Here is a 25,449-nt window from a genome sequence, read left to right as displayed (position 1 = left end):
GAGTACCCGATGTCCGCTTTGCCCCGTTCCGCTCCCCGCCCAGTGAAGGCGCCCACCGGCACCCAACTCAGCTGCAAGAGCTGGCTGACCGAGGCCGCCTACCGCATGCTGCAGAACAACCTCGACCCCGCCGTGGCCGAGAACCCGGACGCGCTGGTCGTCTACGGCGGCATCGGCAAGGCCGCGCGCAACTGGGACGCGTTCGACGCGATCTGCAAGTCCCTGCGCGAGCTGAACGACGACGAGACGCTGCTGATCCAGTCGGGCAAGCCGGTGGGCGTGTTCCGCACCCACCCGGACGCGCCGCGCGTGCTGCTGGCCAACTCCAACCTCGTGCCGGCCTGGGCCACCTGGGAGCACTTCCACGAGCTGGACCGCAAGGGTCTGATGATGTACGGCCAGATGACGGCCGGCAGCTGGATCTACATCGGCAGCCAGGGCATCGTGCAGGGCACCTACGAGACCTTTGCCGAAGCGGCCCGCCAGCATTACGGCGGCGTGGCCAAGGGCAAATGGGTGCTGACCGCGGGCCTGGGCGGCATGGGTGGCGCCCAGCCGCTGGCGGCCACCTTCGCGGGCTTTTGCTCGCTGAACATCGAGTGCCAGCAGTCGCGCATCGACTTCCGCCTCAAGACCCGCTATGTGGACGAGCAGGCGTTCGATCTGGACGACGCGCTGGACCGCATCGCCAAGTACACCGCTGCCGGCGAAGCCAAGTCCATCGCGCTGCTGGGCAACGCGGCGCGATTGATCCCGGCCCTGGCCGAGCGCTGCAAGCTGGGCACGGCCATCAAGCCCGACTTTGTGACCGACCAGACCTCGGCGCACGACCTCATCCACGGTTATCTGCCGGCCGGCTGGAGCGTGGAGCAGTGGAAGGCTGCAGCGGCCGACCCGGCCCAGCACGCCGAACTGAAGGCCGCCGCCGCCAAGAGCTGCGCCGACCACGTGAAGGGCATGCTGGCCTTCCAGCAGATGGGCATCCCCACGGTGGATTACGGCAACAACATCCGCCAGGTCGCCAAGGACCAGGGCGTGGCCAATGCCTTCGACTTCCCCGGCTTCGTCCCCGCCTATGTGCGCCCGCTCTTCTGCGAAGGCAAGGGCCCCTTCCGCTGGGTGGCCCTGTCGGGCGACCCGGAAGACATCCGCAAGACCGACGCCAAGCTGAAGGAGCTGTTCCCGCAACACGCGGCGCTGCACCGCTGGCTGGACATGGCCGCCGAGCGCATCGCCTTCCAGGGCCTGCCCGCGCGCATCTGCTGGCTGGGCCTGGGCGAGCGCCAAATCGCCGGCCTGGCCTTCAACGAGATGGTGAAGAGCGGCGAGCTGAAGGCGCCCATCGTCATCGGCCGCGACCACCTGGACAGCGGCTCCGTTGCCAGCCCGAATCGCGAGACCGAAGGCATGAAGGACGGCTCGGATGCAGTCTCCGACTGGCCGCTGCTGAACGCGCTGCTGAACACCGCCGGCGGCGCCACCTGGGTATCGTTGCACCACGGCGGCGGCGTGGGCATGGGCTACTCGCAGCACTCGGGCGTCGTCATCGTGGCCGACGGCACCGAGGCAGCCGCGCAGCGCCTGTCCCGCGTGCTGTGGAACGACCCCGGCACCGGCGTCATGCGCCACGCCGATGCAGGCTACGAGACTGCCGTCGCCTGCGCCAACAAGAACGAACTGAACCTGCCTTCCTTGTGAAGTCTTCTATGAAACTCATTCCCGGACAACTGACGCTGGCCCAACTCGCCGACATCGCCGCAGGCCGCGCCGCGCTTCAGCTCGACGACTGGGCGCCCGTGGACAAGAGCGCAGCCCTCGTGGCAGCCGCAGCCGCGGGCGACGCACCGGTCTACGGCGTCAACACCGGCTTCGGCAAGCTGGCCAGCACGCGCATCGCCAAGGACCAGCTCGCGGCCCTGCAACTCAACTTGATCCGCAGCCATGCGGTAGGCGTTGGCGCGCCGATGTCGCCCGAGGTGGTGCGGCTGATGCTGGCCACCAAGGCCGGCAGCCTGGCGCGCGGCTTCTCGGGTGTGCGCCGCGAGGTCATCAACGCGCTGCTGGATGCCTTCAACGCCGGCTTCGTGCCCTACGTGCCCTGCCAGGGCTCGGTCGGCGCGAGTGGCGACCTGGCGCCGCTGGCCCACCTGACGCTGGCGCTGATGGGCGAAGGCGAGGCGCTGGTGAAAGGCCAGCGCGTGTCGGCCCGCGACGAGCTGGCCCGCCTGGAACTGCAGCCGCTGACGCTGGCCGCCAAGGAAGGCCTGGCCCTCATCAACGGCACCCAGGCCAGCACGGCGCTGGCCCTGCACGCGCTGCTGCGCTTCGAGGGCTTGTTCGGCACGGCTCTCGCCAGCGGCGCGATGACGCTGGACGCCGCACGCGGCAGCGACGGCCCCTTCGACGATCGCATCCACCAGGTGCGTGGACAGCCAGGCCAGATCGAGGTGGCCGGCATCTACCGCGAGCTGCTGGCGGGCAGCGCCATCCGCGCCAGCCACCGCGAGGGCGACGAGCGCGTGCAGGACCCGTACTGCCTGCGCTGCCAGCCCCAGGTCATGGGTGCCTGCCTGGACCAGGCCCGCCACGCCGCCAAGGTGCTGGTGTGCGAGGCCAATGCGGTGACCGACAACCCGCTGGTGTTCGAGGACGTCATGCTGTCGGGCGGCAACTTCCACGCCGAACCCGTCGCCTTCGCGGCCGACAACCTGGCCCTGGCCATCGCCGAGGTCGGCGCCATTGCCGAGCGCCGCATCGCCATGCTGATCGACCCGGGCATCTCGCGCCTGCCGCCCTTCCTGACGGCCGACGCCGGCCTGCACAGCGGCTTCATGATTGCCCACGTGACGGCCGCGGCCCTGGCCAGCGAGAACAAGAGCCTGGCCCACCCGGCCAGCGTGGACAGCCTGCCCACCAGCGCCAACCAGGAAGACCACGTGAGCATGGCCACCTTCGCCGCGCGCCGCCTGCACGCGATGCTGGACAACACGGCCCACATCGTCGCCATCGAGCTGCTGGCCGCGGCCCAGGGCATCGACTTCCTGCGCCCGCTGCAGAGCTCGGCGCCGGTGGAGGCCCTGCACACGCGGCTGCGCGCGGACTGCGCGAGCATGCCGGCCGACCACTACCTCGCGCCGGACATCGAGCGCGCGGCGGCGCTGGTGCAGGCCGGTGTGCTGGCGGCGCCGAGCGCGCCGGGCTTCGCCCGCTGACGCGCCAGCAGGCGCCGTGCGGCGCAGAATGGGGCAGGCTTCTCGCACTGCCGCCATGCCGCCTCTTGCTGCGCTCGCTGCACCCGCCATCCTCGCAGCCCTGCTCGTCGGCGCGCCGGGCCGGGCGGCGGCGGCCGATGGCGGCGGCGCCATGCTCATCCACCACATCCCGCTGCCAGGCGACGGCCCCGATGGCGTGCCCAACCTGCCCATGGCCGGGCGCACGGCCATCTGGGCGCACCAGGCCGGCCTGGTGCTGCGCTGGCAAGCCGTGCCCTTCAAGCGCAGCCTGCACGAGCTGCAGCGCAACCGTGAGCCCTTCTGCGTGCTGGGCGTCTTCGACACTGCCGAGCGCCACCGCTTCGCGCGCTTCTCGCGGCCCATCCACCGCGAGGAGCAGCAGGTCTTCCTGGCGGCCAGCCGCACGGCCGACACGCTGAGCCGGCTGCCCAGCGCGCGGGCTGCGCTGCAGGACAAGCGCTTCAAGCTGCTGGTCTACGACGGTGTGGCCTACGGCGGCCCGCTGGACGGCTGGATCGCACAGCGCAGCCCGCCGCCACTGAAGGTGGGCGCGAGCACCGCCAAGCTTGCACCCATGCTGGTACGCGGCCATGCCGATTTCACGATCTCCGTCGCGTCCGAGTTGCAGGAACTGCGCCGCCGCGGCGAGCCCGACGCGCAGAACATCGAGGCCGTGCTGCTGCCCGGCATGCCGCCACCGCCGCTACGCCACCTGGCCTGCAGCCTGCGTGTGCCGGCCGAGTGGGTGGCGCGCTTCGATGCGGCCATCCGGGCCAGACCGGCGCCTTGATACTTCCCGTCAGACGTTCGGTGAGGCGTCAGTAGCGCCCGGCCGCCCCGGCCACGCGCAGGAAGACGTAGGCAAACCACGCCACGACGGCCCGGTGCACCCAGGCGCGCAGGCCGGTGCCGCCGCGCTCGCCAACGCGCTTGGACGCGACGATGGCGGTCTCGATCTCCTCGGCCAGCCGTGCGGAGAAGCCAGCGTCGCGCACGATGACATTGGCTTCCAGGTTCACCAGCAGCGACAGCGGGTCGATGTTGGAGCTGCCCACCGTGGCCCATTGCCCGTCGACGACGGCGACCTTGGCATGCAGGAAGGCCGGCGTGTACTCGTAGATCTCGACGCCATGGCCCAGCAGTTCGGCGTAGAGCGCCTCGGCGGCCCAGCCGGCCAGCCGATAGTCCAGCTTGCCCTGCAGCAGCAGGCGCACGCGTACGCCGCGGTCGGCCGCATGGCGCAATGCCTGGCGGATGCGCTGGCCGGGATAGAAATACGGGCAGACCAGGTCGACGCTGCTGCGCGCCTCACGGATGGCGTCCGCGTAGGCATGCTCGATGGTGCGGCGCCGGCGCAGGTTGTCGCGCAGCACGAAGGCCGCGCTGATGGGTTGCAGCCGCGACGGTGGCTCGGCCAGGCGCTGCGGGCCGCGCCAAAGCTGGGTCAGCCACAGGCCGAGGCGGCGGCGCAGCGGTACGTAGTCGAGCAGGGCGTCGTCGAAATCCCGCCCCAACCAGGCACGCGACCAGATCGAGCGCACGCTCTGGTCGACGAGGCCGACGAGGCCGCCGCGCAGCTGCACGGCGAAGTCCAGCCGCGGCAGCTCGGTCACGCCGTGGTGCATGTCCAGGCGGTCATCGATGACGTTGATGCCGCCGACGAAGGCCTGCTCGCCGTCGACGACGCAGAGCTTCTGGTGCAGCCGGCGCAACTGGCCCGGCTGGAACCAGTGCCACCAGCGGTTCATGGGCCTGAACACCGCCAACGCCACACCGCTGCCGGCAAAGCGCTCGCGCAGCGCCTTGATGCTGGCGTTGCTGCCGAAGCCGTCGACGACGACACGCACACGCACGCCGCGCCGGTCCGCCGCCAGCAGCGCGTCGGCCAGGGCCAGCGAGGTCTCGTCGTGGTGAAAGATGTAGGTGGCCAGCCAGATTTCGCTGCGCGCGTGCCGGATGGCCTCGTGCATGCGCGGGAAGAGCTGGTCGCCGCCGCGCAGCAACTCGACCTCGTTGCCACCGACGAAGCCGGGGTCGGCGGCATGATGCCGACGGCGCCGCTTCGACCCGAGCTGTCTCACTTAGGCACCCCTCGCGCTTCGCGCTGCCCAGCCAAGCGGGGGCTGAGCCCCTTCGGACGGCCGTGCGGCGTCCATGGCACCCCACGCGCTTCGCGCTGCCCCGCCAAGCGGGGGCTGAGCCCCTCCGGGCGGCCGCGCGGGGCTCATTCGAGCGCCAGCTCCACCAGCAGCGGCAGGTGGTCGGACATGCGTGCCCAGCTCGGGCCGCGGGGCACCTGCACGCCGGTGCAGCGCAGGCCGCTCATGTAGATGCGGTCGAGCGCGAACACCGGCAGCCGCGAAGGAAAAGTGGGGGCCCGTGCCCGGCCATGCGGCGGTGCCGCGCGGCGCAGGCCATGGGCCCGCATCGGCACGTCCAGGCGCTCGCCCCAGTCGTTGAAGTCACCGGCGACGAGAACGGGCGCACCCGCCGGCACGTGCTCGCGCACGAAAGCGGCAAGGCGGTCGACCTGGCGCATGCGGCTGGAATGGATCAACCCGAAATGCGCGACGACGACATGCACGACGGCGCCCTGCCAGTGCACGGGCACGTGCAGCAGGCCGCGCTGCTCGAAGGAGTGATCCGACACGTCGTGGTGGCCGATGTCCCCCAGGGGCCAGCGGGACAACAGCGCATTGCCGTGCTCGCCGAACTTGGTCGTCGCATTGGTGCGGTAGGCCACCTCGTAACCGTCGGGCGCGAGGAACTCCGCCTGGCCTTTCTCGGGCCAGCCGAACCAGGTGCGGTCGAAGAAGGCCGCCTCACGGTGGTGGAAGAGGCGCACCTCCTGCAGGCAGACGAGGTCAGCGTCCAGCGCCTCGACGCCCATCTGCAGGTTGTGGATCTCCAGCCGCTTGGCCGGCCCCAGGCCGCGCACACCCTTGTGGATGTTGTAGGTCGCCACACGCAGTACGGCGCCGGGCGCATGGGGGGTGGGGCGGGCGACTGATCTCATGGCGTGGTCATGGCACTGAAGCGCGGCAGCTGCAACACTGCCTCGGCATTGGAGGGCGAGAAGCAGCGATCGGCCGCTTCATGCCAGGGCAACCAGACCCAAGATAAATGCTCGCGCGGCGACAGCGTGGGCGTCAATGCCGACGGCAGTTGTAGGCCGAAGACGTGTTCGGTGTTGCGCGTGACGCCCGGCGCGTAGCGATGGCGCCAGTGGGGGTAGATGTCGTAGACGTTGGCGAGGTTCCAGTCGCGCAGCTCGCCGCCGACGGTGGCAATGTCGAAGCCGGTTTCCTCCAGCACCTCACGGCGCGCGGTCTCTGCCGGTGCCTCGTCGAGTGCATCCTTGGAGCCGGTGACGCTCTGCCAGTAACCGGGGTGGTCGGCACGCTCGATCAGCAGCACCTGCAGATCGGGCGTGTGGATGACGACAAGGACCGATTCGGGGATCTTGTAGGGCACGGCAGGGGGCATGCGAACAGCATAGCCGCGCACCTGCCGGCCCGGAATGGCCCGTCAGGGCTTGGAGGCTTCGATGCTGGCCTGCGTGAACTCCGGGTACCCCGAGGGCCGGAAGGTGTTCAGGTTGGTCAGGAAATTGTTGTCGCGCAGCGGGATGGTGGCCGAGCCGTAGTCATAGGCATTCAGCTTGTTGCGCATCTGCTCGTTCGTCACGCTGTCGCCATGCACCTCGTACCAGCTGACGATGGTGGGCGTGACGAACTGGCCGTAGCCGTTTTCGGCAGCCTCGGTGGCGCCAGCCATGCGCATGGCATGGGTCGTCACGCCGTCCTTGTGATAAACGATCTTGACGTGGCCATACTGCATCGGCAATTGGGCCGCCGCAACGTTGTAGAGCTTGCCGTGGGCGCTGTAGCCGGCGTGGGTGACGACGCCGTTCTTGGTCCAGACGGCCGCATGCTCCCAGTCGTGGCGGTGGCCGCCGCCGAAGACGGTGGCCTGGTCCTTCAGGAAGTACAGCGCGTAGAAGTGGCCGCAGTAGGTGTCGACACCGCTGCGCAGGCAGGCGTGGCGGTGGAGTGTGTTGGACAGATCCAGGAAGTTGCTCGCACGGCAGCCGCCGGTGATGCTGCCGCTGGGGTTGAGGCCGGCGTTCTGGCGGCCATCGCGGGCGACACCGGCGCTTGGCAGGCAGCCGTCACCGTCGAAGTCGAACACCGGGTAGGTGCTGCGGATATCGATGGTGCGCGGCAGCGCCTCGTCCAGGCGAGGGAAGTTGTCGGCGTGGGCTGCGGCGGCCAGGGCCAGCAGCGAGATCAGCACGGGAAGGGTCTTTTTCATGCGGCAATCCAGACGGGGGGTGAGGAAGGCCGCGACTGTCGCGGCGGCGCATGTCGCCGCCGTGAAGCCAGATCACCCGCCTTGCTGCTTGCGCTTGGTGGCCACCTCGGGCGGCAGCTCCTTGGCCTGCAGCTCGCGCACTTGGGCAACGAGCTGGTTGTGGGCGTCCAGGAAGGCCGCGGCGATGACCTTGCCTTCGTTGGAATTGCTCCAGCCCGCACCGGCCGCCCCGCCGAGCTTGCCCAGCACCGCGCCGCCGACGCCCAGGTCCGCCACCTCGACCGAGCCGGTGGCTGCGGCGATCTGCTCCGTCGTCTCGTTGTCGGTCAGCAGGAGCGCGGCCTGCGCCTGCTTGAGCTTGACCTGCTCGGCCGCCCCGACCAGCTTGTTCAGATAGGGAATGGCCTGCAGGATGCCGCCGATCTGGCGACCGGCGTCCTGCTCGCTGAAGGTGAGGCTGGGCGTCAGGCTGTACTGGGCCTCGTAGCCCTTGCCCTTGTGCACGGTGCTGCCCTGCTGGCGCAGGATGCCGGCGTCCTTGAGTTCCTGCTCGCGCACGGTCGCCTTCAAACCCGCCGCACGGTCGACAACGCGGAAGCAGCCGCTCTGCTGGGCCAGCAGCCGCACCAGGGGCACAGGGCTGGAGGGCAGTTGGTAGCTGCTGGAGTAGGCGTAGCCGTTGGGGTTCTCGACGAGGGCCAGCGTCGCGACCGGTGCATCGCATTTGACGAGTTCGCGGCTGGCCTTGTGGGCACCGGACGGGCCGGCGGAGCCACTGATCACCGAGCCGCCTTCACCCAGCGAGGTGGAAGACTTGCCGCAGCCGGCCAGCAGCAGAGCGACAAGGGGAAGAACGAGCAGAGGGCGGGTGTTCATCGCTGGGAGTCTGCCTCGCCGCTGAAGTCGATCCGTCCCAGGAACGCGGGACGATCAGCCCCTCGCCCCCGGGGTCTGCCGGTGCCAGCACCCAAGAAAAAAGCCTCGCGAGGGCGAGGCTTTCGGGCCGAACCGGTAAGGCTTACTGCGCTGCAGCAGCGGAGTTGCGCAGGCGGATGTGCAGCTCGCGCAGCTGCTTCTCGTCCACCAGCGACGGTGCGCCGGTCAGCAGGCACTGGGCGCGCTGGGTCTTGGGGAAGGCGATGACGTCGCGGATGGAATCGGCCTTGGTCATCATCGTGACGATGCGGTCCAGGCCGAAGGCCAGGCCGCCGTGCGGGGGGGCACCGTACTGCAGCGCGTCCAGCAGGAAGCCGAACTTGATGCGCTGGTCTTCCGCGCTGATGTTCAGCGCCTCGAAGACCTTGGCCTGCACCTCGGCGCGGTGGATACGCACCGAGCCGCCGCCCAGCTCCCAGCCGTTGAGCACCATGTCGTAGGCCTTGGCAATGCACTTGCCCGGGTCCGACGTCATCAGGTCCTCATGGCCGTCCTTCGGTGCCGTGAACGGGTGGTGAACGGCCGCCCAGCGGTTGTTCTCTTCGTCGTGCTCGAACATCGGGAAGTCGACCACCCACAGCGGTGCCCAGACGTCGTTGAACAGGTCGTTGGCCTTGCCGAACTCGCTGTGGCCGACCTTCAGGCGCAGCGCGCCGATAGCGTCGTTGACGACCTTGGCCTTGTCAGCGCCGAAGAACAGCAGGTCGCCGTCCTGCGCGCCGGTGCGCTTGAGGATCTCGGCAACGGCTTCGTCGTGCAGGTTCTTGACGATGGGCGACTGCAGGCCCTCGCGGCCCTTGGCCACTTCGTTGACCTTGACCCAGGCCAGGCCCTTGGCGCCGTAGATCTTGACGAACTCGGTGTAGGCGTCGATCTCGCCGCGGCTCATGGTCGCGCCCTTGGGCACGCGCAGCGCAACGACACGGCCGCCCGGCGTGGTGGCCGGGCCGGAGAAGACCTTGAAGTCCACCGTCGTCATCGCGTCGGTCAGTTCGGTGAACTCGAGCTTGACGCGCAGGTCGGGCTTGTCGGAGCCGAAGCGGTGCATGGCTTCCGAGTACTTCATCACCGGGTAGTCGCCCAGCTCCACGTTCAGCGCCTTGCGGAAGACGTGGCGGATCATGCCCTCGAACATCGAGCGGATCTCTTCCTCGGTCAGGAACGAGGTCTCGATATCGATCTGCGTGAACTCGGGCTGGCGGTCGGCGCGCAGGTCCTCGTCGCGGAAGCACTTGGTGATCTGGTAGTAGCGGTCGAAGCCCGACACCATCAGCAGTTGCTTGAACAGCTGGGGCGACTGCGGCAGCGCGAAGAAGTGGCCGTCATGCACGCGGCTGGGCACAAGGTAGTCGCGCGCGCCTTCCGGCGTGCTCTTGGTCAGCATCGGCGTCTCGATGTCGACGAAGCCGTGCTCGTCCAGGAACTTGCGCACTTCCATCGCGACGCGGTAGCGCAGCATCAGGTTGTTCTGCATGTACGGGCGGCGCAGGTCCAGCACGCGGTGCGTGAGGCGGGTCGTCTCGCTGAGGTTGTCCTCGTCGATCTGGAAGGGGATGGGCACCGACGGGTTCAGCACCTCGATCTCGTGGCACAGCACTTCGATCTTGCCGCTGACGAGGTTGGCGTTCTCGGTGCCGGCCGGGCGCGCACGCACCTTGCCGACGATCTTGAGGCAGAACTCGCTGCGGACGTCTTCGGCGATCTTGAAGCTGTCGGCGCGGTCGGGGTCGCAGACGATCTGCACGAGGCCTTCACGGTCGCGCAGGTCGATGAAGATGACGCCGCCGTGGTCGCGGCGGCGATGGGCCCAGCCCATCAGGGTCACGGTCTGGTCGAGCAGCTTTTCGCTGACTTGGCCGGCATAGCAGGTACGCATGGTGTTCTTCTCCGAATTCTTTGCAGGGGTGTCTGGTGGGCGCTGACGGACTCGGTGGTCCTCAGGATTGAACGCCTGCCGGGGCGTTCAACCCGGCTGATTTCGCGCGGCGTCCGCGGCAGCTGCGACGGGGTCGCCGGCATGCGGCATCGGTGACACGGTGCCCATCGAGATGATGTACTTGAGCGCCTCGTCCACCGACATCTGCAGCGGCTTGATGTCGGCGCGCGGCACGATGAGGAAGAAGCCTGACGTCGGGTTGGGCGTCGTCGGCACGTAGAGGCTGACGTGCTCCTGCTCCAGGTGGCAGGCGACCTCGCCGCTGGGCGTGCCGGTCACGAACGCAATCGTCCAGGAGCCTTCACGCGGGTATTGCACGAGCACGGCTTCGCGGAAGGCGTTGCCGCTGCTGGAGAACAGCGTGTCCGACACCTGCTTGACCGAGCTGTAGATGCTCTTGACGATGGGGATGTGGGACATCAGCCGGTCCCACTGCGTCAGCAGCCATTGGCCGAAGATGTTCGCCACGAACACGCCAGTGGCCAGCAGCCCGCCGGCCAGGATGACGATGCCGAGCCCGGGCACATGCTGCAGCCCCAGGATGCCGGCACGCCAGGCGCCAGGCATGACCAGGGCCAGCGCCGCCAGCAGCGAGCCGAAGACGCCGTTGACGACGTCCAGCACCTGGGCGAGCACCCAGATCGTGATGGCCAGCGGCAGCCAGACCAGCAGGCCGGCAACCAGGTATTTTCTAAATGACGCGCCCACGAAGCTTCCGGTCAGTGGCAGGCGCAGGAGCCGCCGCAAGGGGTGGAGGACGAGGAAGCCGGCGATGCCGAGGCTTCGGCCTTGGCCGCATCGGGCTTGGCCGCTTCAGCAGCCGGGGCCGCAGGGGCGGACGAGCCACCCTTGAAATCGGTCGCGTACCAGCCCGAACCCTTGAGCTGGAAGCCCGCCGCGGTGACCTGCTTGGAAAAACTCTCCGCCGCGCAGGCGGGGCAGATGGTCAGCGGCGCGTCGGACAGCTTTTGCAGCACGTCCTTGGCGTGGCCGCAGGCGCTGCAGCGGTAGGCGTAGATTGGCATGGCGGGTCGGTGAGGGGCGAAAAGCCCGACATTTTAGCGGGGCGCCGCCGCCAGCTCAGCCGTGGGGCGGCAGGTGGTGGCTGACGTGCTCGTGCCGGTTGGTCAGCCACTGCGGCGCGAGCGACCCGGCCACCATGCCAACCAGGGCCGCCAGCAAGCCGGCGAGCTGGGCCGGAAAGACCTCGCCCCAGGTGCTCACCTGCGGGAAGAAGGCCACCCAGACGGCGATGCCGGCAAAGATGGAGAACACGGCGCCCTGGGTCGTCGCACGGCTCCAGTACAGCCCGAAAACCAGGGGCACGAACGCCGCCACCAGGGTCACCTGGTAGGCGGAGCTGACGAGGTCATAGATGGACGTGCCCTGCAGCGCGATGGCGTAGGCCAGCACGGCGAACGCGAAGATGACCAGCGTCACGCGCATGGCCACCAGCGACTGCTTGTCGCTCATGCCGGGGCGGATCTGCTTGAGGATGTTCTCGACGAAGCTGGTCGTCGGCGCCAGCAGCGTGGCCGACGAGGTGCTCTTGATGGCCGACAGCAGCGCGCCGAAGAACAGGATCTGCATGAACAGCGGCATGTGGCCCATGACGAAGCTGGGCAGCACGCGCTGGTAGTCGTTCTGGGCCAGTTCCAGCGCCTTGTCGCCCATGACGGCCACGGCGGCCAGCACGATGAACATGGGCACGAAGGCGAAGGCGATGTAGCTGAAGCCGCCGATCATGGCGCCGCGCTGTGCCGTCTTGGCGTCCTTGGCGGACATGACGCGCTGGAACACGTCCTGCTGCGGGATGGAGCCGAGCATCATGGTCAGGCCGGAGCCGAGGAACATGGCCATCTCGGTGAAGGTCGGGTTGGGCAGGAAGCGGCCGAGGTCGCGGCTCTTGGCCAGGTCCAGCACCTTGCCGGCGCCGCCGGCCAGGTCCGAGGCGAACACCGCGATGACGCTCATGCCGATGACCAGCACGATCATCTGGATGAAGTCGGTCCAGGCGACGGCCAGGAAGCCGCCGATGACAACGTACACCAGCACCGCCAGCAAGCCGACGACCATGCCGGTCTGCGGGCTCATGGCGCCGTCGGTCAGGATGTTGAACACCAGGCCCAGGGCCGTGACCTGGGCGGCCACCCAGCCCAGGTAGCTCAGGATGATGGCCAGCGAGCAGAACACCTCGACGCCCTTGCCGAAGCGCTGGCGATAGAAGTCGCCAATGGTCAGCAGGTTCATCCGGTACAGCCGGGCCGCGAAGAAGGCGCCCACCAGCACCAGGCAGAAGCCGGCGCCGAAGGGGTCTTCCACCACGGCACCCAGGCCTCCCTGCACGAACTTGGCCGGCAGGCCCATGACCGTCTCGGCACCAAACCAGGTCGCGAAGGTCGTCGTGACGACCATGATCAGCGGAAGGCTGCGGCCGGCGATGGCGAAATCCGCCGTGTTCTTGATGCGCGTGCCGGCCCAGACGCCGATGCCCAGCGTACCGAGCAGATAGAGCACGACGAAAACGATCAGCGTGGTGTTCATGGGCGTAGGAACGGGGTTGGGCCGAAAAAGTGGCGCGGATTATGAAGGCGGCTCAAGCCGCACGACCTAGAGGCCGAGGTCGAGAAAGCGCAGTGCCAGCCACGCAAGAGTGATGCCCAGCGCAAAACCGGACGCCCCCCACAGCAGGCCGGACAGCAGCCGGTTCGTGCTGCGCAGCTCGCGCACCAGGGCGCGCATCTCCGCATCTTCACCGCGCAGGGCCTGCACCTTCAGCGCATCGTGCAGCAGGCGAGGCAATTCGGGGATCAGCTGGGCGAAGCGCGGCGCCTCCTTCATCAGCTGCTTGTTGAACGCCGGCCAGCCGACCTGTTCGTTCATCCAGCGCTCCAGGAAGGGCTTGGCCGTGGCCCAGAGGTCCAGTTCGGGGTCGAGCTGGCGGCCCAGGCCCTCAACGTTGAGCAGCGTCTTCTGCAGCAGCACGAGCTGGGGCTGGATCTCGACGTTGAAGCGGCGCGAGGTCTGGAACAGGCGCATCAGCACCTGGCCCAGCGAAATGTCCTTCAACGGGCGGTCGAAATGAGGCTCGCAAACGGCCCGCACCGCGCTTTCCAGCGCGTCGACGCGGGTCTCGGGCGGTACCCAGCCCGAGGCGATGTGCAGCTCGGCCACGCGCTTGTAGTCGCGCTGGAAGAAAGCGATGAAGTTCTGCGCGAGGTAGTCCTTGTCCACCTCGGTCAGCGTGCCGATGATGCCGAAGTCCAGCGCCACGTAGCGACCGAAGGTCTCGGGCGCCAGGCTCACCTGGATGTTCCCCGGGTGCATGTCGGCGTGGAAGAAACCGTCGCGGAACACCTGCGTGAAGAAGATGGTCACGCCGTCCCGGGCCAGCTTCTTGATGTCGATGCCGGCGTCCAGCAGCGTCTGCAGCTGGGAGATGGGCACGCCCTTCATGCGCTCCATCACGATGACCTCGGAGCTGCACAGGTCCCAGTGCATCTCGGGCACCAGCACCAGGTCCAGGCCGTCCATGTTGCGACGCAGCTGGGCGGCGTTGGCCGCCTCGCGGACGAGATCGAGCTCGTCGTGCAGATACATGTCGAACTCGGCGACGACTTCGCGCGGCTTCAGGCGCCGGCCGTCGGCCGAGAAGCGTTCGATCCAGACGGCGAGCTTGCGCATCAGCGCCAGGTCGTCGTCGATGACGTCCAGCATGCCGGGGCGCAGCACCTTGACGGCCACCTCGCGGCCATCATTCAGCGTTGCGAAATGGACCTGGGCGATGCTGGCGCTGGCCACGGGTTCGGCGTCGAAGCTGGCGAACAGCGCTTCCAGGGGCCGCCCGAAGGCACGCTCCACCATCTCGCGCGACACCGCCGCCGGAAACGAGGGCACGCGGTCCTGCAGCTTGGCCAGCTCCTGCGCCACGTCGTGAGGCAGCAGGTCGCGCCGCGTCGACAGCACCTGGCCGAACTTGACGAAGATGGGCCCGAGCCGCTCCAGGGCCAGGCGCAGGCGCACGCCGCGCGGCTCCTGCCAGCGCCGGCCCAGCCGGGTGACTCGCCTCAGGACCTGGAACCGACGGCGGCGCAGGCCCGACAGGGCCAGCTCATCGAGACCGAAGCGCCAGACCGTCCACAGGATGACCAGCAGACGCGAGACAAACCTCATGCGCCGCTACCGGCCGTCGTGGTCGCGAAACGCGCGGCCATGCCCGACAGGGAGCGCCGCAGCGTGCGGCCGAACTGGGCCAGTTGGCGGGCCGCCAGCGGCCCGACGATGCCGGCCAGGTCGTCCTCGACGTCCCAGCGCAGGTTATCCATCAGCCAGCGCATCTCACCGGCAAAAGCTGCGTCGCCCTGCACGCTGACCGTCGGCGCCTCGCCGGTGAGCGCCCCCAGGGCCAGTTTGGCCGGGTTGGACGCGTCGATCTCGATGCGCAGGCCGCCCTGTCCGGCAGGTGCCGCATCAAGGCGCTCGAACAGCCCCGCAGGCGTCACGCCCAGTATCAAATCAGGCGCGGCAGGCAAAAGAGCCGGCCAACGCGCCAGATGCACCACCAGCGCACGCCCGGCCAACGGCTGCAGACGCTGCGCCGCGATGGGCTCCCGCGACACGACATGGTTGATCAGCAACAGGAGGCGATCCTGCAGGGCCGGCATCAGCAACGGCGCGAGCGAAGGCAGGGGCGGCATGGGCCAGGGAGAGGACATGGACAAGATTGTAGGCAGCGGACCTTGAACAAGGGACGCGCACGGTTAGGTTGTCAAAATTGTTGGTAGAGAATCCCCGGAGTTTTCCAGCCCCCACCGCCGGCCCCGCGCCCGAGATATCACCAAACCCGCCACGATGTTTGAGGACCGCAGCTACAAGAGGACGTTCTACAGCGCACCGCAGTCGGTCGAGTCCCTGATTGCCGCCTTCCTCGAGCCCGGCATCATCGTTCTGACCTTCCTGTTCGTGAACGGCCATTTCGACGAGCCGGTGCTGCGTCCGACCCTGACGCTGTGCCTGCTGGTGTTCGCCCTCACCTTCCCGGGGCGCAATCGTTTCAACGACCACCCCGCCAGCGCCATCGTCGACGTGCTGTCGTCCTGGCTGGTGCTGCTGGGCATCCTGGTGCTGTGCGGCTACGCCACGAACAGCCTGCACTACTTCGAGAATCAGGTGCTGCTCTGGTGGGCCGTCATCACGCCCGTTGCCCAGATGGCGGCCATCGAGACCGGCCGGCGCATCCAGCAATGGCGGGCCAGCGACCCCAGTGCCCGGCGCACGGCCGTCATCGTCGGCGCAGGGCCGCTGGGCCACAAGGTGACCCGCGCGCTGCGCGAGACCCAGGGCGTCATCTGCCTCGGTTATTTCGACGACCGCAGCCCCGATCGCCTGCACCCCGAGGCCGGGACATCCATCCTGGGCACGCTGGCCCAGCTCAGCGACTTCGTGCGCGACAAGAGCGTGCGCGAGGTCTACATCACACTGCCGCTGGGCTCGCAGCCGCGCATCGTCGAGCTGCTGGAGCAGGTGCAGGGCACGACGGCGTCGCTTTTCTTCGTGCCCGACGTGTTCGGCATCAGCATCATCCAGGGCCGCTTGCAGGACATGAACGGCGTGCCCGTCGTCGGCATCTGTGAAACCCCTTTCACCGGCACAAACCAGCTCGTCAAGCGGCTCAGCGACATCGTGCTGGCCACCCTCATCCTCATCCTGATCTCGCCCGTGCTGCTGATGGTGGCGATTGGCGTCAAGCTCAGCTCGCCGGGGCCCATCATCTTCAGCCAGCGCCGCAATGGCCTGGATGGCGAGGAGATCGTCGTCTACAAGTTCCGCTCGATGCGCGCGCTGGACAACGGTACCGTCGTCAAGCAGGCCACCAAGGACGACCCGCGCATCACGCCCTTCGGCGCCTTCATCCGCCGCACCTCGCTGGATGAGCTTCCCCAGTTCATCAACGTGCTGCAGGGCCGCATGAGCATCGTCGGCCCACGCCCGCATGCGGTCGCGCACAACGAGGAATACCGCAAGCTCATCAAGGCCTACATGGTGCGGCACAAGGTCAAGCCCGGCATCACTGGCTGGGCCCAGGTCAACGGCATGCGTGGCGAGACCGACACCATCGACAAGATGAAGGCGCGCGTCGAATACGATCTGGAATACCTGCGCAACTGGTCGCTGGCCCTGGATTTGCAGATCATCCTGCGTACCGTGAGGCTGGTGGTGTTTGATCGACATGCCTATTAAGCCCACCCGTTTCCCCTACCGCTGGACCACGCTTGCAGCGCTGGTCTCGGCCACTGCCCTGGCCCCATCAGCCCAAGCCCAGACGGACGACACGACGCCGTTCTATGTCGGCGGCTCGCTGGGCGTCTCGCACGTCTCGAATGTCTTCCGGCAGGCGAGCACCAACAACAGCGACACCGTCATCAGCACCGGGCTGCTCGCCGGCCTGGACCAGCGCTTTGGCCGCCAGCACGTGACGGTGGACGGATCGCTGCAGAACAACCGTTACTCCACCAACAGCGCGCTGAACAACCAGTCGTACACGCTGCGCAGCGCGCTGGCCTGGCAGACGGTGGGCAACCTGTCGGGCACGCTCAGCGCCACATCCAGCCGTTCGCTCGCCGACTTCAACATCGGTGGTGGCGTGAACCCGATCTTCGAGAAAAACACCGAACGCAACGACGAGTACGCCGCACTGGTCAGGCTCGGCGTGGCAACGCGCTATTCGCTCGAAGGCGGCTGGACCTACAAGCGGCGCGACTTCAGCGCCGCCGAGTACGACCGGTTTGTCTTTCACCAGAACACCGGCCTGCTCGGTATCTACGCCATGCCGGGTGGCAACGTGAGGCTCGGCCTGGTGGGTCGCCACGCCAAGGGCCAGTACCCGCGCTACCCCACCGGCCTCGTATTCAATCCGGACACTTTGCGGTTGGAAATTCGCAGCGAAGTCGACGACTACACGCGCGACGACATCGACTTCACGACCAACTGGAACACCGGTGGCAGCAGCACGCTGAACACGCGCCTGAGCCGCAGCCGCGTGAAAAACACCCTCAGCGCACTGCGCGATTTCAGCGGCACGACCGGCGCGATTGGTTGGAACTGGCGGCCGACTGCAAAGATCCAGTTGGGCATGCAGTATTCGCGGGACACCGGCCAGGAAACAGCGGCCGGCGCGACCGACGTGAACCGGCTCTACACCAGTTGGCGGCTCAACGGCAGCTATTTGCTGACGGGCAAGCTCACGCTGAACGCCAGCGCCAACCGCAATCGCAGCCATCGCGCCAACGATTCGGGTGCGCAGCTGGCGGATGCGTTCGACAACGACAAGGCCTACGGCCTGGGCCTGAGCTGGGCCTTCTCTCGCGGCCTCAGCCTCTCCTGCCAGTACAACCACGCCAGCCGCGACAGCAGCGTGGCGCAATACGTCTACAGCGCCAACAGCTACGGCTGCACGGGCCAAGCCATCGTCTACTGATGCCTACCATCCTGCTCACAGGTGCGGCCGGCTACATCGCGTCGCACACCTGGCTGGCGTTGCAGCAAGCCGGCTACCGGGTCGTCGGCGTCGACAACTTCGTCAACAGCTCGCCCGTCGTGCTGGAGCGCCTGGCCGAGTTGGCCAGCGCGCCGATTGAATTCGAGCGCGCGGACGTCAGCGACGCGGCCGCCATGGACGAGATCTTCGGCAGCTACCGGCCGGCCGCCGTCGTCCACTTCGCCGCCTACAAGGCCGTGGGCGAGTCGGTCAGCCAGCCGCTGGCCTACTACCGCAACAACCTCGGCGGCCTGATCAACACCTGCGAGGTGATGAAGCGCCACGGCTGCACGCGCATCGTCTTCAGCTCCAGCGCCACGGTCTACGGTGCGCCCGACCAATTGCCGCTGCGCGAGGACGCGCCCACCTCGTCGACCAACCCCTACGGCGCCACCAAGCTGATGGGCGAGCAGATCCTGCACGATGTGGGCGTGGCCGACCCCGCCTGGCAGACCGCCTGCCTGCGCTACTTCAACCCGGTCGGCGCCCACGAAAGCGGCCGCATCGGCGAAGACCCGCGCGGCACGCCCAACAACCTGATGCCCTACGTCGCCCAGGTCGCCGTGGGCCGGCGCGCCAAGCTCGCGGTCTTCGGCAACGACTACCCGACGCCTGACGGCACCGGCGTGCGTGACTACATCCACGTGAGCGACCTGGCCGAGGGCCACGTCGCCGCACTGCGCTGGCTGCTGGCAAACACCGGCTCGCTGACAGTCAACCTCGGCACCGGCCAGGGCTATAGCGTGCTCGACCTGGTGCGGGCGTACGAAGCCGCCAGCGGCCGCAGCGTGCCCTATGAAATCGTCGCCCGCCGCCCTGGCGACATCGCAGCCTGCTGGGCCGACCCGACGCTGGCCCGCGACACCCTTGGCTGGGAAGCCAAACTCGACCTCGCCCGCATGTGCGAGGACAGCTGGCGCTGGCAACACGACAATCCCCACGGATTCAAACCTGCCTGACACAGGCAACACAACAATGATCCAGGTCCAACCCGTCATCATGGCCGGCGGCTCCGGCACCCGGCTCTGGCCGCTGTCCCGCGCCGGCTACCCCAAGCAATTCCTCGTGCTGTCGGGCAACGAGAGCCTGTTCCAGCTCGCCGCGCGCCGCCTGGCCGCGCTGGCCTCGCCTGACCTGGAACTGGCCGCACCATGCATCGTCGGCAACGAGGAGCACCGTTTCCTCGTGCTGGATCAGCTGCGCGAGACCCGCCTGGAGCCGAGCAGCGTGCTGCTGGAACCCTGCGGCCGCAACACCGCGCCCGCGCTGACATTGGCCGCGCTGGCCGCGCTGGAAGGTGGCAACGACCCCGTGCTCGTCGTCACGCCGGCCGACCAGACCGTCACCCATCCCGCCGCCTTCACCGCGGCGCTGCAGGACGCGGTGCGCATCGCAGCCGAAGGCGCTATCGCCATCCTCGGCATCACGCCCGACCGCCCCGAAACCGGCTACGGCTACATCCGCACGACGGGCGATTCCGCCGGCCTCGCGGTTGCGCAGTTCGTCGAGAAGCCCGATCTGGAAACCGCCCAGCGCTATCTGGCCGAAGGCGACTACTACTGGAACAGCGGCATGTTCGTGCTGCGCGCCAGCGTCTGGATGAAGGCGCTGGAGCGCTTCCGCCCCGACATCGCCACCGCCACCCGCGCCGCCTGGGACGCGCGCAAGACCGACGCCAAGTTCGTGCGCCCCGGCAAGGCCGAATTCGCTGTAGTGCCCAGCGAGTCGGTCGACTACGCCGTCATGGAGCGCTGCCCCGGCACGGACATCCCGCTGCGCATGGTGGCGCTGGACGCAGGCTGGAACGACCTGGGTGCCTGGGAGGCTGTCTGGCAGGTGGCCGAGAAGGACGCCGACGGCAATGCCTTCGTCGGCGACGCGCTGATCGCCGACAGCAAGAACACCCTCGTGCACGCCACCAGCCGCCTGGTGGGCGTCGTCGGCCTGACGGACATCATCGTCGTCGAGACGGCCGATGCCGTGCTGGTCAGCGACCGCTCCCGAAGCCAGGAGGTCAAGCAGATCGTCAACCGCCTCGGCGCCGAGCAGCGCGGCGAGCACGCCCTGCATCGCAAGGTGCACCGCCCCTGGGGCTGGTACGACAGCATCGACAACGGCCCGCGCCACCAGGTCAAGCGCATCATGGTCAAGCCGGGCGCATCGCTCAGCCTGCAGATGCACCACCACCGCGCGGAGCACTGGATCGTCGTCAGCGGCACGGCCGAGATCGTCAACGGCGACAAGACCATCCTGCTGACCGAAAACCAGTCGACCTACATCCCGCTGGGCCAGACACACCGCCTGGCCAACCCGGGCAAGGTGCCGCTGGAAATCATCGAGGTGCAGTCGGGCTCCTACCTGGGTGAGGACGACATCGTTCGCTTCGAAGATACCTACGGCAGGACCTGAACCCCTGGCTGTAGCGCATGGCGCTACGCTTGCGCCATTGGCATCACGTACAGCGACAACCTTATGACAATTCTGGTCACCGGCGGCGCCGGCTTCATCGGCAGCAACTTCGTGCTGGACTGGCTGCGGCAGTCCGATGAACCGGTCGTCAACCTTGACGTGCTGACCTACGCCGGCAACCCCGAGAACCTGGCCTCGCTGGCGGGCGACTCGCGCCACGTCTTCGTCAAAGGCGACATCTGCGACCGCACGCTGGTCGACACCCTGCTCGCCACGCACCGCCCGCGCGCCCTCGTCCATTTCGCGGCCGAGAGCCATGTGGACCGCTCCATCCACGGCCCTGGCGCGTTCATGAAGACGAACGTCGACGGCACGTTCACGCTGCTGGAGGCCACACGCGCCTTCTGGTCGCAGCTCGACGACACCGCCAAGGCTGCCTTCCGCTTCCATCACGTCTCGACCGACGAGGTCTACGGCTCGCTCAAGCCCAGCGATCCACCCTTCGCCGAAGACAACGCCTACGAGCCCAACAGCCCTTATTCAGCCAGCAAGGCCGCCAGCGACCACCTCGTACGCGCCTGGCACCACACCTACGGTCTGCCCGTAGTCACGACCAACTGCTCCAACAACTACGGGCCCTATCACTTCCCCGAGAAGCTGATCCCGCTGATGATCGTCAACGCCCTCGCGGGCAAGCCGCTGCCCGTCTACGGCGACGGCCAGCAGATCCGCGACTGGCTTTACGTCACCGACCACTGCAGCGGCATCCGCGCCGTGCTGGCGGGCGGCAAGCTGGGCGAGACCTACAACATCGGCGGCTGGAACGAGCAGGCCAACATCGACATCGTCAAGATCGTCTGCGCGCTGCTCGACGAACTCCGCCCCTCCGCCGACGGCCCCTACGCGCGCCTCATCACCTACGTGAAGGACCGCCCCGGCCACGACCGCCGCTACGCCATCGACGCGCGCAAGATCGAGCGCGAACTGGGCTGGCGCCCGGCCGAGACCTTCGAGACCGGCATCCGCAAGACCGTGCAGTGGTATCTCGACCATCCGGACTGGGTCGCCCGCGTGCAAAGCGGCGCCTACAAGGACTGGGTCACCAAGCAATACGACTGATGAAATGAAGCCCCTCGTCCAAGGAATACCTTGGCCGGTCCCCCGAGGGGACGGCGATGCTTGCGCCATTGAGCCGCAAGCACATCGCCAGCGCAGGCCGGCTAGGGAGCGGCCCGGCGCTCGGCCCGCAAACTACTCGTACCGCAAATGGGGAACGGACAGCTGATATGAAGATCCTTCTCCTTGGCAAGGGCGGCCAGGTCGGCTGGGAGCTGCAACGCTCGCTGGCCGTGGCTGGCGAGGTCGTGGCGCTGGACTTTGCCGACGGTGCCGACTTCGCACAACCCGACGCCTTGCTCGCCAAGGTCCAGGCCATCGCGCCCCAGGTCATCGTCAATGCCGCGGCCCACACCGCCGTCGACAAGGCCGAAAGCGAGCCCGAACTCGCACGCCAGATCAACGCGAAGACGCCCGCCCTGCTGGCCATCGAGGCCAGGCGCACCGGCGCGCTGCTGGTGCACTACTCGACGGACTACGTCTTCGACGGCAGCGGCAGCCATGCCCGCGACGAAGACGCGCCCACCGGCCCGCTGAGCGTCTACGGCGCCACCAAGGCCGAGGCCGAGGACGCCATCCGGGCCAGCGGCTGCCAGCACCTCATCCTGCGCACGAGCTGGGTCTACGCGGCCCGGGGCGGCAACTTCGCCAAGACCATGCTGCGCCTGGCTGGCGAACGCGATCAGCTCAAGGTCATCGCTGACCAGATCGGGGCGCCCACCGGCGCCGAACTGCTGGCCGACCTGACCGTGCCCATGATGCGTGCCGCCCGCGTGAACCCAGCCCTCGTCGGCACCTATCACGCGGTGGCCGGCGGTGCGACGAGTTGGCATGAGTACGCCTGTTTTGTCATCGAATTCGCCCGTGCCCGTGGCGTCAACATCCGGGTCACGCCCGACCAGATCCTCGCCATCCCGACGAGCGATTACCCGACGCCCGCCAAGCGCCCGCTGAACTCGCGCCTGGCCACGGGCAAGCTGCAGCAGCGCTTCGGCCTGCACCTGCCGTCCTGGCAACAGGGGGTCGAGCGCATGTTGAACGAAATCCTGCCGGAGGCCCAAGCATGAGCACACACAACAAGACCCGCAAAGGCATCATCCTCGCCGGCGGCTCCGGCACCCGCCTGCACCCGGCTACGCTGGCCGTCAGCAAGCAGTTGCTGCCGGTCTACGACAAGCCCATGGTCTATTACCCGCTGAGCACGCTGATGCTCGCGGGCATCCGCGACATCCTGCTGATCAGCACCCCGCAGGACACCCCTCGCTTCGAAGCCCTGCTCGGCGACGGCTCGCGCTGGGGCCTGAACATCAGCTACTGCGTCCAGCCCAGCCCCGACGGGTTGGCCCAGGCCTTCATCCTCGGCCGCGATTTCGTCGGCGGTGCCCCGAGCGCCCTCGTGCTGGGCGACAACATCTTCTACGGCCACGACTTCGCCGGGCTGCTGGGCAATGCCACGACACGCGCCGAGGGCGCCAGCGTCTTCGCCTATCACGTGACCGACCCCGAGCGCTACGGCGTGGTCGACTTCGATGCCCAGCAACGTGCGCTGTCCATCGAAGAAAAGCCGAAAAGCCCGAAGAGCAACTACGCCGTGACGGGCCTGTACTTTTACGACGAGCAGGTCTGCGACATCGCCGCCGCCATCAAGCCCAGCGCCCGAGGCGAGCTCGAAATCACCGACGTCAACGCCCAGTACCTGCGCCAGGGCCAGCTCAATGTCGAGATCATGGGCCGTGGCTATGCCTGGCTGGATACCGGCACCCACGACAGCCTGCTCGAAGCCGGCCAGTTCATCGCCACGCTGGAAAAGCGCCAGGGCCTGAAGGTGGCTTGCCCGGAAGAGATCGCCTACCGCGCCGGCTGGATCGACGCTGCTCAAGTGGAGGCCCTGGCCAAGCCACTCGCCAAGAATGGCTACGGCCAATACCTGCTGAAACTGTTGACCGACCGCGCCTTCTGACATGAATTTGATCCCCACCGCCCTGCCCGAGGTCCTGCTCATCGAGCCCAAGGTCTTCGGCGACGCGCGCGGCTTCTTCGTGGAAAGCTGGAACGAGGAGCGCTTCAACAAGGCCCTGGGCTACGACGTTCACTTCGTGCAGGACAACCACTCTCGCTCCTCGCGCGGCGTGCTGCGCGGCCTGCACTACCAGCTCAACCCCCATGCCCAAGGCAAGCTGGTGCGCTGCGTGAGCGGCGTCGTGTTCGACGTGGCCGTCGATCTGCGCCGCTCCAGCCCCAATTTCGGCCGCTGGGTGGGCTCTGAGCTCTCGGCCGAGAACCAGCGCCAGATGTGGATCCCACCGGGCTTCGCACACGGCTTCGTGGTCTTGAGCGAAACGGCCGACTTCCTCTACAAGACCAGCGGCCGCTACGCGCCGGAATGCGAAGGCGCCGTGCGCTGGGACGACCCGACGGTGGGCGTCGCCTGGCCTTTGGATGGCATCACGCCGCAGTTGTCCGCCAAGGACATCGCGGCGCCACTGCTGGGCGCCGCGAAGACCTTCGACTGAAGGCTCAGCCTCTGCCGATGCCCCGGTAGTCGATACCCAGCGTCTTCATCAGCTTGGGGTCGTACAGGTTGCGGCCGTCGAAGACGACAGGCGCCTTCAACAGCGCCTTGATCGCGTCGAAGTCCGGCGTGCGGAACTCCTTCCACTCCGTGACGATGAGCAGCGCGTCGGCGTTCTGGAGCGCATCCTCGGCGCGCTTCACCAGCCTGACGTCGTCACGTGGGCCCAGCACGCGCGACGCCTCCACCATGGCCACCGGGTCATAGGCCTGCACCGTCGCACCGCGCTTTGTCAGCTCGTCGATGACAACGAGTGCCGGCGCCTCGCGCATGTCGTCGGTGTCGGGCTTGAAGGCCAGGCCCCACACGGCGAAGCGGCGACCTGCCAGGTCGTCACCGAAGCGCTCGACGACCTTGTCCACCAGCACACGCTTCTGGCGCTCGTTGGCCTCTTCCACGGCCGTCAGGACCTGCAGCGGGAGCCCCAGGTCGGCGGCCGTCTTCACGAGAGCCTTCACATCCTTGGGGAAGCACGAGCCCCCGTAGCCAGCCCCCGCGTAGAGGAACTGGTAGCCGATGCGCGGGTCGGAGCCGATGCCACGGCGCACCAACTCGATGTCGGCACCCACCTTCTCGGCCAGCAAGGCCAGCTCGTTCATGAAGCTGATGCGCGTGGCCAGCATCGCGTTGGCGGCGTACTTCGTGAATTCAGCGCTGCGCACGTCCATGATCAGCATGCGGTCCTGCGTGCGGTTGAACGGCGAGTAGATGGCGCGCATCAGCAGCGTAGCCTGCTCGTCATCGGAGCCCACGATGATGCGGTCGGGCTTCATGAAGTCCTCGACCGCCGCGCCTTCCTTCAGGAACTCGGGGTTGGAAACGACGGCGTAGGCCATGTCGCCGCGGCCTCGCTTTTCCAGCTCTTCCTGGATCGCTGCACGAACCTTGTCGGCAGTGCCAACCGGCACCGTGCTCTTGTCCACGACGACCTTGTAGTCCGTCATGCGCTGCCCGATGGAACGCGCGGCGGCAACGACGTACTGCAGGTCGGCAGAGCCATCTTCATCCGGCGGCGTACCCACGCCGACGAACAGCAGCGTGCCGTGATGCACGGCGTGGTCCACGTCCGTCGTGAACTGCAGGCGGCCGGCCGCGACGTTGCGGCGCACCACTTCCTTCAGGCCCGGCTCGTGGATGGGGATCTCGCCCGCGTTGAGGATGCGAATCTTCTCCGGGTTCACGTCCAGGCAGACGACGTGATTGCCCATCTCGGCCAGGCAGGCGCCGGTGACCAGGCCCACGTAACCAGTTCCGATGGCGGTGACTTTCATGCCGTGTCTCGTTCAGTGCGGTAACGGCGTTGTAATGACCGAACGTGACAGGCTTGTGGAAGCCAGTGCCCTCAGGTGGCTTCAAAAAACGGACACAAAAAAGCCGCCCGTGGGCGGCTTGCACT

23 protein-coding genes are annotated in these 25,449 nt (G+C 67.7%); 11 read left to right on the top strand and 12 right to left on the bottom strand.

The genetic code is table 11. The features are described from left to right. Positions 1–9 precede the first annotated feature (9 nt). Genes hutU through AC07V5_RS18695 form a run of 3 tightly spaced genes read left to right on the top strand, consistent with a single transcriptional unit; the run spans position 10 to position 4,023 of the window. Positions 10–1,698: a urocanate hydratase gene (gene hutU, locus AC07V5_RS18705; protein ID WP_495117216.1), complete on the top strand. Its 1,689-nt coding sequence runs from the start codon at positions 10–12 to the stop codon at positions 1,696–1,698. Between the two features lie 8 nt (positions 1,699–1,706). Next, a complete protein-coding gene (gene hutH / locus AC07V5_RS18700) occupies positions 1,707–3,212 on the top strand; it encodes a histidine ammonia-lyase (protein ID WP_495117215.1) in 1,506 nt (501 codons plus the stop codon). Between the two features lie 55 nt (positions 3,213–3,267). After that, entirely contained in the window at positions 3,268–4,023 is a 756-nt protein-coding gene (locus AC07V5_RS18695; protein ID WP_495117214.1) for a hypothetical protein, read from the top strand. A gap of 28 nt (positions 4,024–4,051) precedes the next feature. Here AC07V5_RS18695 and clsB read toward each other — a convergent pair whose 3' ends face one another. The 11 genes from clsB to AC07V5_RS18640 all read right to left on the bottom strand — a co-directional run bounded on the left by clsB (position 4,052) and on the right by AC07V5_RS18640 (position 15,134). Beyond that, on the bottom strand, positions 4,052–5,314 hold the full coding sequence (clsB, locus tag AC07V5_RS18690) for a cardiolipin synthase ClsB (protein WP_495117213.1): 1,263 nt from the start codon (positions 5,312–5,314) through the stop codon (positions 4,052–4,054). A 143-nt stretch (positions 5,315–5,457) separates the two neighbouring features. Next, positions 5,458–6,249: an endonuclease/exonuclease/phosphatase family protein gene (locus AC07V5_RS18685; RefSeq protein WP_495117212.1), complete on the bottom strand. Its 792-nt coding sequence runs from the start codon at positions 6,247–6,249 to the stop codon at positions 5,458–5,460. Further along, entirely contained in the window at positions 6,246–6,719 is a 474-nt protein-coding gene (nudB, locus tag AC07V5_RS18680) for a dihydroneopterin triphosphate diphosphatase (protein WP_495117211.1), read from the bottom strand. Before nudB ends, AC07V5_RS18685 begins: the two co-directional genes overlap by 4 nt. A gap of 42 nt (positions 6,720–6,761) precedes the next feature. Beyond that, positions 6,762–7,547: an NPP1 family protein gene (locus tag AC07V5_RS18675; protein WP_495117210.1), complete on the bottom strand. Its 786-nt coding sequence runs from the start codon at positions 7,545–7,547 to the stop codon at positions 6,762–6,764. A gap of 72 nt (positions 7,548–7,619) precedes the next feature. Continuing rightward, a complete protein-coding gene (locus AC07V5_RS18670) occupies positions 7,620–8,423 on the bottom strand; it encodes a curli production assembly/transport component CsgG (RefSeq protein WP_495117209.1) in 804 nt (267 codons plus the stop codon). Positions 8,424–8,565: 142 nt separating this feature from the next. Continuing rightward, complete coding sequence (gene aspS, locus AC07V5_RS18665) at positions 8,566–10,359, bottom strand: aspartate--tRNA ligase (RefSeq protein WP_495117208.1); 1,794 nt, start codon at positions 10,357–10,359, stop codon at positions 8,566–8,568. 87 nt (positions 10,360–10,446) lie between these two features. Then, positions 10,447–11,166, bottom strand: a complete 720-nt coding sequence (locus tag AC07V5_RS18660; protein ID WP_495117207.1) for a DUF502 domain-containing protein — start codon at positions 11,164–11,166, stop codon at positions 10,447–10,449. Continuing rightward, positions 11,139–11,444: an FmdB family zinc ribbon protein gene (locus AC07V5_RS18655; protein WP_495117206.1), complete on the bottom strand. Its 306-nt coding sequence runs from the start codon at positions 11,442–11,444 to the stop codon at positions 11,139–11,141. The genes AC07V5_RS18660 and AC07V5_RS18655 overlap by 28 nt, the downstream gene beginning before the upstream one ends. A gap of 55 nt (positions 11,445–11,499) precedes the next feature. After that, complete coding sequence (locus AC07V5_RS18650; protein WP_495117205.1) at positions 11,500–12,963, bottom strand: high affinity choline transporter 1; 1,464 nt, start codon at positions 12,961–12,963, stop codon at positions 11,500–11,502. A gap of 66 nt (positions 12,964–13,029) precedes the next feature. Then, on the bottom strand, positions 13,030–14,592 hold the full coding sequence (gene ubiB, locus AC07V5_RS18645; RefSeq protein WP_495117204.1) for a ubiquinone biosynthesis regulatory protein kinase UbiB: 1,563 nt from the start codon (positions 14,590–14,592) through the stop codon (positions 13,030–13,032). Next, positions 14,589–15,134, bottom strand: a complete 546-nt coding sequence (locus AC07V5_RS18640; RefSeq protein WP_495117203.1) for a hypothetical protein — start codon at positions 15,132–15,134, stop codon at positions 14,589–14,591. The genes ubiB and AC07V5_RS18640 overlap by 4 nt, the downstream gene beginning before the upstream one ends. Before the next feature lie 136 nt (positions 15,135–15,270). Here AC07V5_RS18640 and AC07V5_RS18635 point away from each other — a divergent pair, with 136 nt between their 5' ends. From AC07V5_RS18635 to rfbC, 8 genes are all read left to right on the top strand, one after another. Next, positions 15,271–16,659, top strand: coding sequence for an undecaprenyl-phosphate glucose phosphotransferase (locus AC07V5_RS18635; protein WP_495117202.1), 1,389 nt, complete (start codon positions 15,271–15,273; stop codon positions 16,657–16,659). After that, positions 16,649–17,896, top strand: a complete 1,248-nt coding sequence (locus AC07V5_RS18630) for a hypothetical protein (RefSeq protein ID WP_495117201.1) — start codon at positions 16,649–16,651, stop codon at positions 17,894–17,896. Before AC07V5_RS18635 ends, AC07V5_RS18630 begins: the two co-directional genes overlap by 11 nt. Next, positions 17,896–18,915 carry a UDP-glucose 4-epimerase GalE gene (gene galE / locus AC07V5_RS18625; RefSeq protein WP_495117200.1) on the top strand — a complete coding sequence of 340 codons (1,020 nt, stop codon included), beginning with the start codon at positions 17,896–17,898 and terminating at the stop codon, positions 18,913–18,915. The genes AC07V5_RS18630 and galE overlap by 1 nt, the downstream gene beginning before the upstream one ends. A 16-nt stretch (positions 18,916–18,931) precedes the next feature. Next, positions 18,932–20,365, top strand: coding sequence for a mannose-1-phosphate guanylyltransferase/mannose-6-phosphate isomerase (locus AC07V5_RS18620; RefSeq protein WP_495117199.1), 1,434 nt, complete (start codon positions 18,932–18,934; stop codon positions 20,363–20,365). A gap of 63 nt (positions 20,366–20,428) precedes the next feature. After that, the gene (rfbB, locus tag AC07V5_RS18615; RefSeq protein WP_495117198.1) at positions 20,429–21,484 is read left to right on the top strand and encodes a dTDP-glucose 4,6-dehydratase; all 1,056 of its coding nucleotides are present in this window, start codon (positions 20,429–20,431) and stop codon (positions 21,482–21,484) included. A gap of 167 nt (positions 21,485–21,651) precedes the next feature. Beyond that, positions 21,652–22,548 carry a dTDP-4-dehydrorhamnose reductase gene (rfbD, locus tag AC07V5_RS18610; RefSeq protein WP_495117197.1) on the top strand — a complete coding sequence of 299 codons (897 nt, stop codon included), beginning with the start codon at positions 21,652–21,654 and terminating at the stop codon, positions 22,546–22,548. After that, the gene (gene rfbA / locus AC07V5_RS18605) at positions 22,545–23,441 is read left to right on the top strand and encodes a glucose-1-phosphate thymidylyltransferase RfbA (RefSeq protein WP_495117196.1); all 897 of its coding nucleotides are present in this window, start codon (positions 22,545–22,547) and stop codon (positions 23,439–23,441) included. Before rfbD ends, rfbA begins: the two co-directional genes overlap by 4 nt. Position 23,442: 1 nt before the next feature. Continuing rightward, positions 23,443–23,994 (top strand): dTDP-4-dehydrorhamnose 3,5-epimerase, encoded by a 552-nt coding sequence (gene rfbC / locus AC07V5_RS18600; RefSeq protein ID WP_495117195.1) that lies wholly within the window; start codon positions 23,443–23,445, stop codon positions 23,992–23,994. 4 nt (positions 23,995–23,998) lie between these two features. On the opposite strand, the gene AC07V5_RS18595 is transcribed toward rfbC, so the two are convergent. Beyond that, on the bottom strand, positions 23,999–25,324 hold the full coding sequence (locus AC07V5_RS18595; RefSeq protein ID WP_495117194.1) for a UDP-glucose dehydrogenase family protein: 1,326 nt from the start codon (positions 25,322–25,324) through the stop codon (positions 23,999–24,001). Between the last annotated feature and the right edge of the window lie 125 nt (positions 25,325–25,449).

The organism is Roseateles sp. GW821-FHT02E12 (assembly GCF_059421665.1).
The sequence above is the reverse complement of the archived record's forward strand: the minus strand, read 5'-3'. Positions and strand labels throughout refer to the sequence as shown.